At 45.0% G+C, this 14,227-nt stretch carries 15 protein-coding genes; 11 read left to right on the top strand and 4 right to left on the bottom strand.

The window, feature by feature from the left end; all coding sequences use genetic code 11:
* The first annotated feature begins 52 nt into the window (after window positions 1-52).
* From PseudUWO310_RS19090 to PseudUWO310_RS19080, 3 genes are all read left to right on the top strand, one after another.
* The gene (locus PseudUWO310_RS19090; protein ID WP_143122074.1) at window positions 53-1,480 is read left to right on the top strand and encodes a DUF3370 domain-containing protein; all 1,428 of its coding nucleotides are present in this window, start codon (window positions 53-55) and stop codon (window positions 1,478-1,480) included.
* Between the two features lie 82 nt (window positions 1,481-1,562).
* Window positions 1,563-2,288 carry a WecB/TagA/CpsF family glycosyltransferase gene (locus tag PseudUWO310_RS19085; RefSeq protein WP_223805759.1) on the top strand — a complete coding sequence of 242 codons (726 nt, stop codon included), beginning with the start codon at window positions 1,563-1,565 and terminating at the stop codon, window positions 2,286-2,288.
* Between the two features lie 68 nt (window positions 2,289-2,356).
* Window positions 2,357-2,752 carry a VOC family protein gene (locus PseudUWO310_RS19080; RefSeq protein ID WP_143122076.1) on the top strand — a complete coding sequence of 132 codons (396 nt, stop codon included), beginning with the start codon at window positions 2,357-2,359 and terminating at the stop codon, window positions 2,750-2,752.
* A 231-nt stretch (window positions 2,753-2,983) separates the two neighbouring features.
* On the opposite strand, the gene cynS is transcribed toward PseudUWO310_RS19080, so the two are convergent.
* The 3 genes from cynS to PseudUWO310_RS19065 all read right to left on the bottom strand — a co-directional run bounded on the left by cynS (window position 2,984) and on the right by PseudUWO310_RS19065 (window position 4,982).
* Complete coding sequence (gene cynS / locus PseudUWO310_RS19075; RefSeq protein WP_143122072.1) at window positions 2,984-3,430, bottom strand: cyanase; 447 nt, start codon at window positions 3,428-3,430, stop codon at window positions 2,984-2,986.
* Between the two features lie 58 nt (window positions 3,431-3,488).
* Entirely contained in the window at window positions 3,489-3,989 is a 501-nt protein-coding gene (locus PseudUWO310_RS19070) for a hypothetical protein (protein WP_143122071.1), read from the bottom strand.
* Between the two features lie 363 nt (window positions 3,990-4,352).
* Window positions 4,353-4,982, bottom strand: coding sequence for a DUF192 domain-containing protein (locus tag PseudUWO310_RS19065; protein WP_223805758.1), 630 nt, complete (start codon window positions 4,980-4,982; stop codon window positions 4,353-4,355).
* 3 nt (window positions 4,983-4,985) lie between these two features.
* Here PseudUWO310_RS19065 and PseudUWO310_RS19060 point away from each other — a divergent pair, with 3 nt between their 5' ends.
* Complete coding sequence (locus PseudUWO310_RS19060) at window positions 4,986-7,205, top strand: glycoside hydrolase (RefSeq protein WP_143122070.1); 2,220 nt, start codon at window positions 4,986-4,988, stop codon at window positions 7,203-7,205.
* A 74-nt stretch (window positions 7,206-7,279) separates the two neighbouring features.
* Window positions 7,280-7,837 (top strand): late competence development ComFB family protein, encoded by a 558-nt coding sequence (locus PseudUWO310_RS19055; RefSeq protein ID WP_009627050.1) that lies wholly within the window; start codon window positions 7,280-7,282, stop codon window positions 7,835-7,837.
* Between the two features lie 26 nt (window positions 7,838-7,863).
* On the opposite strand, the gene PseudUWO310_RS19050 is transcribed toward PseudUWO310_RS19055, so the two are convergent.
* Entirely contained in the window at window positions 7,864-8,697 is an 834-nt protein-coding gene (locus PseudUWO310_RS19050; RefSeq protein WP_143122069.1) for a peroxiredoxin-like family protein, read from the bottom strand.
* 387 nt (window positions 8,698-9,084) lie between these two features.
* On the opposite strand from PseudUWO310_RS19050, the gene PseudUWO310_RS19045 reads away from it, so the two are divergent.
* The 6 genes from PseudUWO310_RS19045 (at window position 9,085) to PseudUWO310_RS19020 (ending at window position 14,216) form a co-directional block, all read left to right on the top strand.
* Window positions 9,085-9,327, top strand: coding sequence for a hypothetical protein (locus PseudUWO310_RS19045; protein ID WP_142604083.1), 243 nt, complete (start codon window positions 9,085-9,087; stop codon window positions 9,325-9,327).
* 162 nt (window positions 9,328-9,489) lie between these two features.
* Window positions 9,490-9,822 (top strand): CU044_2847 family protein, encoded by a 333-nt coding sequence (locus PseudUWO310_RS19040; protein ID WP_142604081.1) that lies wholly within the window; start codon window positions 9,490-9,492, stop codon window positions 9,820-9,822.
* Window positions 9,823-9,834: 12 nt separating this feature from the next.
* On the top strand, window positions 9,835-12,924 hold the full coding sequence (locus tag PseudUWO310_RS19035) for a trypsin-like peptidase domain-containing protein (protein WP_142604079.1): 3,090 nt from the start codon (window positions 9,835-9,837) through the stop codon (window positions 12,922-12,924).
* Window positions 12,925-13,065: 141 nt separating this feature from the next.
* Window positions 13,066-13,422, top strand: coding sequence for a four helix bundle protein (locus tag PseudUWO310_RS19030; protein WP_142604077.1), 357 nt, complete (start codon window positions 13,066-13,068; stop codon window positions 13,420-13,422).
* 121 nt (window positions 13,423-13,543) lie between these two features.
* Window positions 13,544-13,804 (top strand): hypothetical protein, encoded by a 261-nt coding sequence (locus PseudUWO310_RS19025; RefSeq protein ID WP_142604075.1) that lies wholly within the window; start codon window positions 13,544-13,546, stop codon window positions 13,802-13,804.
* The gene (locus PseudUWO310_RS19020; RefSeq protein ID WP_142604073.1) at window positions 13,797-14,216 is read left to right on the top strand and encodes a type II toxin-antitoxin system VapC family toxin; all 420 of its coding nucleotides are present in this window, start codon (window positions 13,797-13,799) and stop codon (window positions 14,214-14,216) included. Before PseudUWO310_RS19025 ends, PseudUWO310_RS19020 begins: the two co-directional genes overlap by 8 nt.
* Window positions 14,217-14,227 lie beyond the last annotated feature (11 nt).

Here is a 14,227-nt window from a genome sequence, read left to right as displayed (position 1 = left end):
TCCTTGTATTATATAAATCAATTCTGCTTCAAACTTTGGATGCAAAGAGCCTATGCTGTCAGCTTTGTTAATGTCGCTATTGACTTTTCCCTCTCCAGCCTTGTCGCCGACAAATCTGGCGAGTATTCCTAATTCAATTAGCAAAGTTGCTCAAGCTGCTAACCAACCCAAGATTATTTTAGATCGCCAAGAAATGCGTCCATTGATGGGGCAACTTGACGATGTACCAATGTTTAACAGTAATAGTCCTGAGATCGTCCAAACAGAAGGAGTTTTACTGTCATCCTTTCCGTCCGAAGGCATGGCATATCCGCAAGCCCATTTAAACTTTCCCTTTCAGGGGCGCTTCGATCTCTTTACGCACCATATTTCTAAAGCGCCACCACCAAAGGATTTGCGTACGCTATACATTGGCGCGATCGCCTATAACCCCACCGATCGCCCCGTAACTATTGACACGTTGCAAGGTGCGAGCTATCTCAGCCAACCCGATGCTCCTTTTTATGACGCACCAAACTACAGTGAGAATAACAATGGGGAAATGTATCGCGGACCTGGCGATCGCGCCATGCTCGATATTTTGCGCGGTCGTCGTCAGGATATTTTGCCAGCACAGATCGTGATTCCCCCCAAGCAAAGTCGAATGCTGATGAATGTGCCGATTCCCGTTAAAGAATTAGATCCTCCTTTAAATGGGCGATCGGGGCTTTCGCGTTTGCGCAGTGATGGCAAGGTTTATCTAGCGACTTTAGCCCTCTATGCCAGACTGAATGCTGATGGAACGGAACGCGCTCCCAATCTGCAAGAATGGGAAAACATTCTCAAAAATGGTGAACTAGCTAAACCTCGAGATGTCGTCCCTACGCCGCCAGATTTAACGGAAGGAGCCTTTGAATATAGCCGTGTGGCTGGTATTCAGATGGGTTCGCAATGGTTTGGGAACTTAACTGATAAGGATAGCAATAACCTAGCAATTCCTAAACGTGGAGAATCCTATTCCTATGGATTGAGTTTGCTGCAATACGGGACGATGGGAACGGGACAAGTGCAAACTGCACCGCTAAAAGTACGTTATCCCGACACAGCCTATTCTGCCCATGGTAATTACGGTGTGCAGTATAACCTGACGATGCCTTTGCACAATCCGACTAGCGAGACGCAGACTGTAACGCTTTCTTTCCAAAATCCGATCAAATACGATAAGCCCGTTGGTGGTTTGCAATTTTTTGAGCCATTACCCGATGATGTCTTTTTCCGAGGCTCGGTCAGAGTCCGTTTTCGTGATGACAGAGGCTTAGCCCAAACCCGTTACGTGCATTTAGTTCTGCGTCGTGGCGAACGAGGCAAGGCTCTAGTTACCTTGACGATGCCACCGAGCGATCGCCGTGTTGTCCAGTTTGATTTCCTCTATCCTGCGGATGCTGTACCACCACAGGTTTTGACTGTGACGACTACAAAGTTAGGTAATATTACTCCATAGGGTTAACGGATAGTGTGAAGGTATAGATAGGCACTTCTATCATATCCATTGCCTGTAGTAAATGCGTCTGGAGAAAATTGTTTTGCGTCAGTTTAAAGTATTGGGTATGCCCGTCCATATCCATGAAAATTATCGGGATTGGCTTGCCCAAAGATTGCGAGACAATCAAGGCGCTCATGTCGTGACGCTGAATGCGGAAATGACAATGCAGGCGAGGAAAAATCCTGCTCTGGCAAAAGTCATTCAAGAAGCGGAGTTGGTCGTGCCAGATGGTTCAGGAATTGTGCTTTACCTGCGATCGCAAGGGGAAAAGATCGAACGTTGTCCTGGCATCGAACTATCCGAGCAGATCGTCCAGATTGCTGCCGAGCAAAAATGGCGCATTTTTTTAATTGGGGGGGCTCCCAATGTCGTCGATCATGTCGCGGATATTTGGCAACAAAAATGGATGGATATTGTGATCGCAGGATTACATCACGGCTATTTTGATGAAGCGATCGAACAACAAATCTGTGAGGATATCCGAAGCACGCAACCCCAGCTAGTGCTGGTCGGGCTGGGTGTACCGCGACAAGAACTATGGATTCAAAAAAATCGCTATCTCAATCCCAATGCAGTATGGATCGGCGTGGGTGGCAGCTTTGATATCTGGTCTGGGACAAAAACTCGCGCCCCCGAATGGTTTAGTAAAAATAATTTAGAATGGCTCTATCGGCTCTATCAAGAGCCTTGGCGTTGGAAGAGAATGCTTTCCCTACCGCATTTTGTCTGGTGTGTCACCATCGAGTCTTTATTCAAAACTCGGTAGAATTATTGCAGAGGATAGCGATCGCTATTCTCTCTGGTTTAAATCGTCCCCAACAAAATCAGCGATCCATGAAATACCACCATACTTCGATACGCACGTCGGATATTTTTCAGTCCATCGCCTTTTATGAGGCGTTAGGATTTGAGGTGACAGAGCGATTTACGGCGGGAATTACATTGGCTTGCTGGATGCAGGGGGCGGGGACGAATCTGGAACTAATGCAAGTGCCCGAACCTAAAAATACTCCCGATCCCTTTGGTGATGAACATTATGTCGGTTACTATCACCTATCGTTTTCTGTTGAAAATCTCCAATCTTTTTTACAGCAATTGGTCAATAAATTAGGGAAAGTCCAGTTACTTTTACCCCCAAGGGAACAGACCATTGGCGATCGCACTTTTCAGGTTGCCTTTCTCGCCGACCCCGATGGATTACCTATTGAATTAATGGAATATGGGTTGTAAGTAGCTAGGCATAAGTAAACTTAAAACCTAGAAGAGCATACCGCCCGCTGCGCGGGCGGTATGCTCTTCTAGGTTTTAATTATGCCGAAGCGCCATACTCATGATTTCTAGCTATCGCCAAATGTACTAGGACATAAACCCGAAGAATTGACTGGCGGTGCTTCGCGCCGCCAGTCAATTCTTCGGGTTTGATTTGTCCTAATTCAAGTGACTGTAGCTATACCAGAGGATTTACCACTTTTTATAAGGTAAAAACTTACCGTTCATCGTCACCTTAACGCGATCGCCTTTGGGATCTTCCACCTTCTCGATGTCGAGCGTAAAGTCAATGGCGCTCATGATGCCATCACCGAACTTCTCATGAATAATTTCCTTAATAGGATAACCATAGACCTGCATGATTTCGTAAAAGCGATAAATGAGCGGATCGGTAGGAACCACTGCGCCTAAGCCTTTACTGGGGAAGGAGCTTAATGCCAAAACAATATCTTCCCCTAGCTCCAAGATATCAGCAATTTTTTGGGCTTCTTCAACGGAAGTACTATTCTGACCATAAAACAACGACGCGATCCAGACTTCATCATGTCCAATCAACTCTTCAAGATCGGCAAAGCTTAAACCTTTTGCTTTTTTGGCGGCAAGGAGGGTATGGGTAAAAGCAGGAAATTCAACTGTCATAAAATTTATTTGGGTTTTCTTAGCTTGGGTTTTCTTAGCTAGTTCATCATTTAGTAGCCTAGTAGCCGAGGCTTTCGTTGCGCTTGTTTTGTGGAAGTTCCGATACGGTGGATGGGACTTCACGCTTAGGGCGGAGCGGAGCTGCTTGTAAAAAAATTGATTTTTCTGGACTCTCCCTTACTAACTCTCCAGGCTTCTTTTGAATTGATTGCAACATTTCATTGTCAAAAGACCCTGCGGCATTAGTTAATTGTCGTTCTTGGCGTTGGAGTTGTTCTAATTTTTTATATTGTTGATTCCATTGTTCTTGAGCGTAAACCGTCCACCCATAAATAGCGAATACCGAGGCAGTGAGTAAAACGGTAGCAGCGATAGAAAGTTTTTGGGTAGCCATCAAAACCCGCAACCATAGGGGCAAAGGAAAAGAGTTTGTCCTTGGCAACCGTTTCACATTGCGATTATTGGCTGGGGGGCGACTTGCTTGCAGGCGTTTATTCTTGCGATCAAGAGGCTGAGGGGATCTCTGTGGTTCAGGCATTCTCGCTCTGCTAGCTGTCATTTTCTTAACTCTTTTTTCACTCAAGATTCACCACTGCTACTTGTAGCACTTTCGGGGAGAAATTACAAAGTAGTTTTTGAACATTTTAAAATTTATTTGGAATTTATTTTGTGCTAGCCATAAATTAGTACAGAACCCCCTATAGGAAACAGTACAGAATTTGCTAAATAATTTAAGCTAAATAATTTAATAAATTAGGTTGTGGGAATTAAATGTAGGATGGGTTATCGATAGCGTAACCCATCATCTTTAGACAATTGAATTGTACAGATGTGTTCCCGATGCGTCACGTTACGATAACGCATCTTACAAATAATTTAGCTTTCCTACTTACACAAAATAGAATCACAAGAATTATAGCGATCATTGATTTTTTGGCAACAAGAATTTGACAGAAATCCGATCGCCTTCTTTCAAACCGAGTTCTTGAGTTAAACCAGATCTCACTTCAATGACGTTATCAGCAACGACACCACCCTCAGGATAGATCGGGCAGGGATCGCTTTTGCAGGTCGTCGCATTACGGGCGATCGCTTTTACTTCGCCATTGAGCAAGAAGATAATATCGAGGGGAGAAGGGGTGTTTTTCATCCAAAAAGCGACGGGACGCGCAGGAATGAAGGGAAATAACATACCGCGATCGTCGGTCAAGGGCGGGCGAAACATTAACCCCTTTTCCTGTTCGGCAGGGGAGTTAGCCACTTCTAACTGGATTTCTCGTCCTGAGATAGTCGCTGTTGCAGTAATTGACAAGTATTGAGCCAGCTCTGAAACTGGTTTGGGTTTGGTTTGGGGAGCAAGGGTTGGCGTAGATGAAGTTGTGGGGATCTGTACGCTAGTGGACGGTTTTGAGGCATCATTACCCGTAGGGGCACAGCCCATTAAACATATACTGAGGCTAACCGTACATAGCTTTATACAAAGTATTTGGATCGAACTAGGGTTAGGTGTGTCACAATTTCTAGAAGTATTGCCAGTCATATTGCCAGTCATCCTATGTCCTTTCCTCTACATATCGCATTTATCTGGCACCAACATCAACCTCTTTACAAGAGTGCAATCGCTGGCAAATATCATTTGCCTTGGGTGAGATTGCATGGCGTAAAAGATTATTTAGATTTGGCGTTGATGTTGTCAAGATACCCCAAACTTCATCAGACGATTAATCTCGTGCCATCTTTGATTCTCCAATTACAAGACTATGTGGAGGGGAAAGCATTCGATCCTTATCTATCACTGACCTTGACTCCTGTGGATACGCTAACGCGATCGCAGAAAAACTTTATTGTCGAACATTTTTTTGATGCCAACCATCAAACAATGATCGAGCCATACCATCGCTATGCCGATTTATGGGCGCAAAGACAGGCTTATGGCATTGATTGGTGCATTAATAATTGGCAAGCACCTGATTTTAGCGATTTACTGGCTTGGCATAATTTGTCATGGATCGATCCCCTATTTCGAGATGCCGATCCCGAAATTGCCGAATGGTACAGCCGTGGCAAAGATTTCACCCTTGCCGATCGCCAAAGAATTTATAGTAAGCAACGCAAGATCATCGCTCAAATTTTGCCCCAGCATCGGCTCATGCAAGAGCAAGGACAACTGGAAATTACGACCACTCCTTACACGCACCCGATCATGCCTCTCCTCGCCGATACGCAGGCGGGTAGGGTCGCCGTACCCCAGATGAATCTGCCTAACAATCGCTTTCGCCATGAGCCAGATATCACGCTGCATTTAGAAAAAGCTAAGGAGGTTTACCGCCATCACTTCAACCGTGAGCCCAAGGGGTTGTGGCCATCGGAGCAGTCCGTTAGTCCCGCAATTTTGCCCCATGTCTCTAAGCAAGGATTTTCTTGGCTATGTTCCGATGAAGGGATTTTAGGCTGGAGCCTCGGACATTATTTCCGTCGCGATGAGCGGGGAGCGATCGATGCCCCTCACCTGCTCTACCAACCCTATCGCTTGGAAACAATTCATGGAGACTTAGCAATTATTTTTCGCGATCGCCTGCTGTCCGATCTGATTGGCTTTAGTTATGGCGCACTTTTACCGCAAGCCGCCAGTGATGACCTATGCGATCGCTTGATGGCGATCCACAGGCAGCAAAATGAATATTTAGCCGAACATCCAGAAAGTCATCCTTGGCTGGTGACGATCGCCCTTGATGGGGAAAACTGTTGGGAATTTTATCCTCAAGATGGCAATCCGTTTTTGCAGACCCTGTATGAAAATCTTTCTAACAATGACAATCTCAAATTGGTTACCCCCTCGGAATATCTAGAAAAATTTCCCCCCGTAGAAAAAATCCCGCCGCATCAGTTGCATAGCGGCTCTTGGATTGACTCTAGTTTTACGACTTGGATCGGCGACCCTGTCAAAAATAGAGCTTGGGAGTTACTTGCCGAAGCCAGAAATGTTTTAGCAAGTCATCAAGAGGCCACGCCAGATAATAATCCCGAAGCATGGGAAAGCTTGATGGCAGCCGAAGGATCGGATTGGTTTTGGTGGTTTGGTGAGGGACATAACTCCAATGATGATGCCATGTTCGATCGCCTATTCCGCGAGCATCTACAGGTCATCTATCGAGCCGTGAACGAACCAGTTCCCCATGCCTTGCTCTATCCTCTCGAACCCCACGATGTCTCTACCAGCGATCGTCCTACCAATCTCATCGAGCCCTTAATTAACGGCAGATTTGAAAATGAGGGCTGGCAAGGAGCCGGCAAAATTGAAATTAGTGGCGCACGCGGGGCAATGCATCAAAATGCTCCTGTCAAGCGCCTATGGTATGGTTACGATCATTTTTATTGCTACTTACGCCTAGAATTTAGTAATCTAGAGAGCATTGCTCAAAGTAAACTACATTTGTTATGGTTTTATCCTAGTAGGATCCACCCCAACAGCCCTGTCAAGCTTCTTGATATGCCTGATGTATCGCCGCTAAATTATTTATTTCGCCATCACCTAGCGATCGATTTTGCCGATAAATCAGTCCAGCTTCAAGAATCTACAGAAAAGTTTCAGTGGGAAACCATCGCAACTCATACGAAAATAGGTTTTGAGCAATGTTTAGAAATTGCCGTACCTTGGAGTGATTTGGCTGTTAAGCCTCAGTCTGTAGCAAGACTCGTTATTCTGCTTAGCCAAAAAGAGCATTTTCAGATGTCTCTGCCCGAGTATACGATTATCCCTATTGAAGTACCTTAGTGTTGCGCCTTAATGTTGCGCCTAAATATTGCGCCATAATGTTGCGGTAATGTTGCGTTATTAAAGAGATAACAGTGGAAAAGCTAGAAAAAACCAGCATTGAGTCGATTGTCGATCAGGCTTTGCAAGATGGCTACTTAACTCCAGCGATGGAGTCGGAAGTTGGGCGAATTTGTGACAGTGCCTTTGAACTCTCCGTTGAAGAATATATGGCGCTCGATCGCTTGATGGGTGCTTTGCTGACGGGAGAGGTGGTTGCCGTTCCCCGCAAGCAGTTTATTAATGTGATGGAAGAGTTGGTGCTGAGCGAAGCTGTGGCAAGGGTCGCAGAGATCGAGGCAACAAGTAATAAAGTCCTAGACTTGGGGGATATTGCCGCCTATGCCCTAAATCGTTTACCGCCTCTGTACGCCACTACGGAACAGGGTGCTAATTACCAACGCGATCGCGCTCTTGCCGATTTACAGCATTTGATCGCCCAGCAGGTCAAGGAAGCGATCGATCGCAATATTGATCGTCCTGAATTTTTCCCCGATCGCTCTAATTTTGGATCGATTAATAAGGACTCCGTACTTTCCCAGCTTAGTAATCTTTTGCAAGCCTATGCCCCTGACTTTGAGGAAAAGGTTTAGGAAGGAATTGATTTTTGACTGGTAGATTAATTTGTGGATTGATTACCAAACAAAAATGTCAATGGGTAGCTGGGGGTAGCAGTAAAACCTAGAATGCCGCGATCGCGATGCTCGTAGATCAGTGCGTTATGCTCGTCAAATAAGAAAGTCCCACCACGTTGAGTCATATAGGACGCATCGGGAACGTAGGCTTTCCAATTGCCGAGAACTTCTGCCATGTTTCGCAAGCGCAAAGTTGCTAGCTCAAAAGGACGTTGAAAGCCTTTACCGCCCGCCCATTGGAAGAATGAGCCTTTTAAAGCTGGTAATGGTGCGGCTTTAATTATTTCTTCATCTCCGATCAGTTGGGGGGCAAAGCGATCGCCCCGATAGCCACGAAAGACCTCTGCCAAGGTGCCTTGACTGCCAATCCCCGCACACATCAGCATTAAATTAATCCAAGCGCTTTGTCCTGCGGATAGTAAGGGGTACTTCGCAGTCAATCCTGAGTACAAACCTAACTGACGATGTAACTCTCCTGTAGCATCAATAAATAGACTGTTTTCATCAAAGCCCGTAAATTTGCAAAAATACTGACCCGATTGGCGATCGCCGATACCTACAGCTCTAACGAGAATTCCTGCGGATTGAAGGCGATCGATTTCTCGCTGTATCCACCAAATATATTCGAGGCTATCAAAATCTCCCAGTTGCGGAAGTACTAAAATCAATTTACGGTTTAATTTGAGGTTTAATTTGCGGTTTAATTTGTGCTGTTCTGATGGGCAATCATCGCAATGATCAAGAATGGAAGCGATCGCGCCATCACTAACGCGCTGTCTTTGCGTTTGACTCAGAATCTCGTAAGTATTTTGATTCATACCGTAATTAACTTACCCAAAGAAAATATGTATAATGCCAATTCACAAAAGTGTGACAATACTTTTGTGAATTATAGCTACCGCCAGTCTTGTTAGGACAAAATTAAAACCCAAGATCGTGTTGCCGCGCTCCGCGCGGCAACACGATCTTGGGTTTTATGTCCTGATACAGTTGGCGGTAGCTATAAAAACTAAACCTAGTAAGGGTTTTCAAGTTAAGAAATGGCGTAGCCATTTCTTAACTTGGTGTAATTTAGACTGAGCTGATTGGCGATCGCTAATTTTTCGATCAAAATTATGACCAATACAATCTCCAGAATAGAGACTATCTATCCTAGTAGCGATGGATAACCGATTGCAGAAAGTACAGAGCATTATCAATAGATCGTGACAATTGCGGGAGGATTGGAAAATCTATTTAAGGATAACAATAATGTATTTGTAGCAGGTGATTTGTTCTGGTATCCCGTCGAAGGTCAGTCGGTAATTCGTCGCGCTCCTGATGTGATGGTGGTATTTGGTAGACCGAAGGGAGCAAGAGGTTCTTACATTCAACTAAGCTTCGTGACATGGGAATCGATCCAGATAATCTTTAAGCGATCGCCAAATATGGAGAAAGTCAATCAATGAAAAGAATCTTTTTGGCAAGGGCTGAAGAGCAGAAGAAATTTTGCGAGGCGTTGCGATCGCTTAACAAAAATAGATTCTAAGATAGCAAAAAATAAGAGATAAAGATTATGAGAATAAAGCGATATAATCGATCGCAATAACTTTCAAGAATTAGAAAAACTCATGACTGATTTGCCAGAAGACGATCTCGAAATTATTTTGGTGGATTTTAAGGGAAGTGGTGGATCGGTTGGGCAAGTCAGCCTATCGCCTGTAGAGCTTACTAAGCAGTTAGAGGAGCGGTCGAAGGACGCTGTGAATGCAGCGATGAAGACAATTCGGTTGATGGCAAATCGCACGATCGCTACTCTTGACACGATGGCAAATAAGCCATCACAGGTGGAGGTGGAGTTTGCGATTAAGTTGGATGCTAAGGCGGGTGCTTTGTTGGCGAGTGCTGGGGCTGAGGGTAGTCTCAAGGTGAAGCTGGTCTGGCATCGGGAAAAGGATAAGTAAATATTCAACATCATGGCAAATGTTCAAATCCAAAGTCCACGCGAGTTTACGCTGCAAATTCATCGCTCTGTGAGTGATGGAGAGATTATTGGCACTGGGTTTGTGATTTCTGAAAATGGCTTGGCGGTGACTTGTGTGCATGTGGTGAAGGCTGCGGCTGGGAGTATTTATCAAGGTGTGGAAATAGGAGCGTATTTCGCGCCGTCGCGTCAAAAATGGCTGGCACGGGTGATTGGCTGCTTTGAGGATTGCGATGATGATGTGGTGTTGCTGCAATTGGGTGATGAGAATAATCCATTTTTCTTGCCAGACAAGATGCAACCTGCGCGAATTGATGGGGCGGATGATTCGATAGGAAATCGCTTTCGGAGTTATGGCTATCGTCCGTTAGAGAAATATTCAGGCGGCTTGGCTGAGGGCAAAATTTTAGGGGATGTGGAACCGCCGAATGGTTATGTTTTACAACTCGATCCGATTCAGTTGGAGTCGAGCCAGATTAATAGTGGGATGAGTGGGGCGGCGGTGCTGGATTTGGAGCGCGATCGCGTGGTGGGGATTGTCTCAGAGACTTGGTTTCCTGATGCGACGGGGAAAGATCGGGATACGGCTTGGGCGGTGAATGTGCGGGTGTTGGCTTTGCCACCGATCGCATTCTCAATAAATAACGAGGATGGGGTAACGGAAACGGCTACAGCAGCGATCGCTACAGCACCAATGACGGATAATAATGCCATGTCTACCCTCAAGGAAAAACTGGTAAATGCGCCGCCGATCTTTGATGAATGGGTCGGACGGGTGGAATTGTTGCAAGCTTTGGATGAGGATTGGGGCGATCGTGCGAGGCGGGTTGTGGAGTTGATTGGGTTTGGGGGTGAGGGTAAGAGTAGTGTGGCGCGGCGGTGGGTGGCGAATGTGTTGTCATCAAATCGCAAACCTCAAGCAGTTTTCTGGTGGGGATTTTATGAGAATGGCGGTATTGATGAGTTTTTTGAGGCGTTGGCAGAGTTTCTGGTTGGGGATTGGATTGATATCAGCGAATATAAGTCAGCGAGTGAGAAGATTCGGTTGATTAATTCGGTTTTGCGGAAGGGTGGGCGCTATCTGTTTGTGTTGGATGGGTTGGAGGTGTTTCAGCATGAGGGCGGTGACGATTATGGATTGCTCAAAAGTCCCGATCTGCGGGAGTGGTTGCGAACTTTGGCTAAGGGAGAGAATGAGGCGTTTTGTGTGGTGACGAGTCGTGCGCCGTTGTTCGATCTGATCGATCTGACGACGTTTGTGCATCGGGATGTGGAACGGTTGACGGAGATGGAGGGGTGTGAGTTGTTGCAAAAGTTGGGTGTGCAGGGTGATGTGGAGGCGCTAAGGCAGGTGGTGCGCGATTGGGATGGATATGCGTTGGTGTTGAGTTTATTGGGAACTTATCTGGTTGAGAGGTTTGCGGGGGATGTAGGAGCCATTGGAGAGATTGCGGTTCCGTTGGCGCGGGAGGCGAGATATGACCGCGTGCGTCGGGTGTTGCGGCGCTATGATGAGCATTTGTCTGAGGCGGAACGGGAGGTGATGGAATGTTTTAGTGCGTTCCGTTTGCCAGTGAAGGATGCGGCGTTGGAAGTTGTTTGGAGATCCCCCCTAGCCCCCCTTGAAAAAGGGGGAAAAGAAAGTCAAGCTCCCCTTAAAAAGGGTGATTTAGGGGGATCAAATGGGATTTTGAATCAGTTAGTGAACTATCGAATGTTGCGCTACGATGACCGATTGCAACACTATACGACGCATCCATTGATTAGGGCGCACTATTTGGAACGGCTGAAAGAGAAGCCCATTGAGGTAGTGCAGTCACTCCATAATTGGATTAAGGAATGGTATCTCGACATTGCGGGAGAAATGCCCGAAGTGCCAACACTCGATCAGCTTGCGCCGTTAATTGAAGCGGTACATCATGCTTGTCAGGCGGGTGTGTATGATGAGGCTTATGACATTTTTTGGGAGCGGATTTATAAGAAGAACAACCGCATCCTTATCCATAAACTCGGTGCTTATGAAACGAATCTTACTATCATGCAAGAGTTTTTCCCGCAGGGAGAAATATCCCAAGAGCCTCAGGTAAGTCAACCGATTGATAAAGGCTTTATCATAAATGCGATTGCTCTCTGCCTCGTGAATTTGGGACGCTTGCGTGAAGCACCTATTTTTTACGAACGCGCAAGAGATTTCGCTCTTGCTGAATCCAATTTGTATGAAGCCAGTGTGACTTATCGAAACCTATCAAGTTTGAATGCTTTTCTTGGCAATCTGACGGCGAGTGCTGAATCAGCGCTTAGGGCAATTTTCCTAAGCAATCATATCGAGAGAAAAGATTCCAAGTGCACTTCATTATCATATCTTGCATATGCGACATTTTTGCAAGGAGATGGAACTATGGCGGGTGAGTCATTTCAGCAAGCCGAGGCATTGGAACGAGAAATCGATCCGTCCAAGCAATATCTGTACAGCAATAGAGGGATTTTTCATGCGGGATACTTGCTAAGGTATGGTGATGGGGACTATGCACGGCGAGTCACAGAGGCAAATCTCGAAATTTGCAAGCAAAATAACTTTTTAGACAATATCAGCCGATCGCATGGCGTTCTCGGCGATCTTGGTATCGATCCACAAGTTCATTATGCCGAAGCCCTCAAAATCGCCCGCAGTATTTCTCATCGACCTTATCTCATTCAAGCCTTGCTAGGTTATGGTCGCTGGTTGGTGGGTCTAGGACTAATCCCAATTTCGCAAGAAGTAGTGCAAGCAATTTCCCATTCCCAAACAGAGCAATGCTATATGCTTTCCCTCCGCACAAATGAGAATCCTAAAAATGAGAACGATCTGGTACTAGCGCGACAATATCTTGACGAAGCCCTGACCTATGCCACTACAAGCGGTTATCGCATTTATGAAACAGATCTTCGCATTGCCCTAGCATGGCTCCATTGGCGCAAAGGCGATCTCATTACCGCCAGACGTGAAGCCGACAGAGGCAAACGCGCTAGTGAGGAGATGGGGTATTTTTGGGGGAAGGTTGATGCGATCAATTACGAATTACGAATTACGAGAATTGATTAATTACGAATTACGAATTACGAGCTAAAATTTCATAATTCGCAAGTCATGTTACGTGGAACTATTTGGCTAGATGTGCAAATCTATAGGGTTATAGGTAATCAACTCTTTAAAGTCCGCAATTCGTAATTCGTAATTAAAAAAATGAAGCCTGAAAACGTAGTCCAACAGAAAAGTTACGCCTTCGCCGTAAGGATCGTGAAGCTTTATCAATATTTGATAAGCACCAAAAAAGAATATGTTCTGTCTAAGCAAATATTGCGATCGGGAACCAGTATAGGCGCAAATGTTGAAGAAGCGATCGGTGGGCAGTCAAAAGCAGACTTTATTCACAAACTATCCATAGCCTACAAAGAAGCCCGTGAAACAAGTTACTGGCTAAGGCTCCTAAAAGACACTGATTATCTAACCGAAAAAGAATTTCAAAGCATACATCCCGATGTAGAAGAACTATGTCGAATTATTGGGAGCATACAGAAAAGTGCGAAGGGCAATGAATAATTACGAATTACGAATTAAAATTTTTTCATTCGTAATTCGTAATTGACAATTCGTAATTCCCCTCCCTCATTCGTAATTCTCTAATTTGCTATAATAGCTCTAAATATTCCGCCCAAAAGCTATGTCACCTAACGATCAGAGCCAACTCCTAGAAGCGCTTAATCAACTTGATGAACAGCAAATCCCCCTTGTATTGCAATTTATCTCATCACTTCAGAAAAATATTCCTACTGTTCCAAGCTCATCTAAAACAGTGTTAGAACGAATGGGTGGTTATCCTCAATACTTTTTAGAAGGCTCGGGAGACTTATCAGATCGAAACGTCCGTAAAAAAATAATTGCCGAAAAGATTAGAGCAAAGCATCAGGCAAGACATGAATAGCCATCGCCTAATCTTAATTGACACTGGAATAATCGTTGCATTTTACGATCGCAAAGACAAACACCATCAACAAGCGATCAATTTCTTTAGTACCTGCACCAGCCAACTTATTACCACAGTCGCTTGTGTTACAGAAGTTTTATGGCTACTCGCGCCAAATATCAAAGTTCAAAACGAATTTTTATCTGTTTTATTCAAGCAAGTCATCTTATGTGAACACTTGCAACCATCAGACTATCAAAGAATCCAAGAACTGAACACCACCTATCAAGATCTACCCGCAGACTTTACTGATTTATCACTAATTGTCATCTCTGAAAGACTAAATATTTCCGCGATCGCTACATTAGACAGTGACTTCGACATTTATCGTCGCTATCGTAAACAACCATTTGAGAGAGTAATTTTTTAGTTACAAATTTT

It is taken from the genome of Pseudanabaena sp. UWO310 (assembly GCF_006861605.1).
Taxonomy (GTDB): Bacteria; Cyanobacteriota; Cyanobacteriia; order Pseudanabaenales; family Pseudanabaenaceae; genus Pseudanabaena.
The sequence above is the reverse complement of the archived record's forward strand: the minus strand, read 5'-3'. Positions and strand labels throughout refer to the sequence as shown.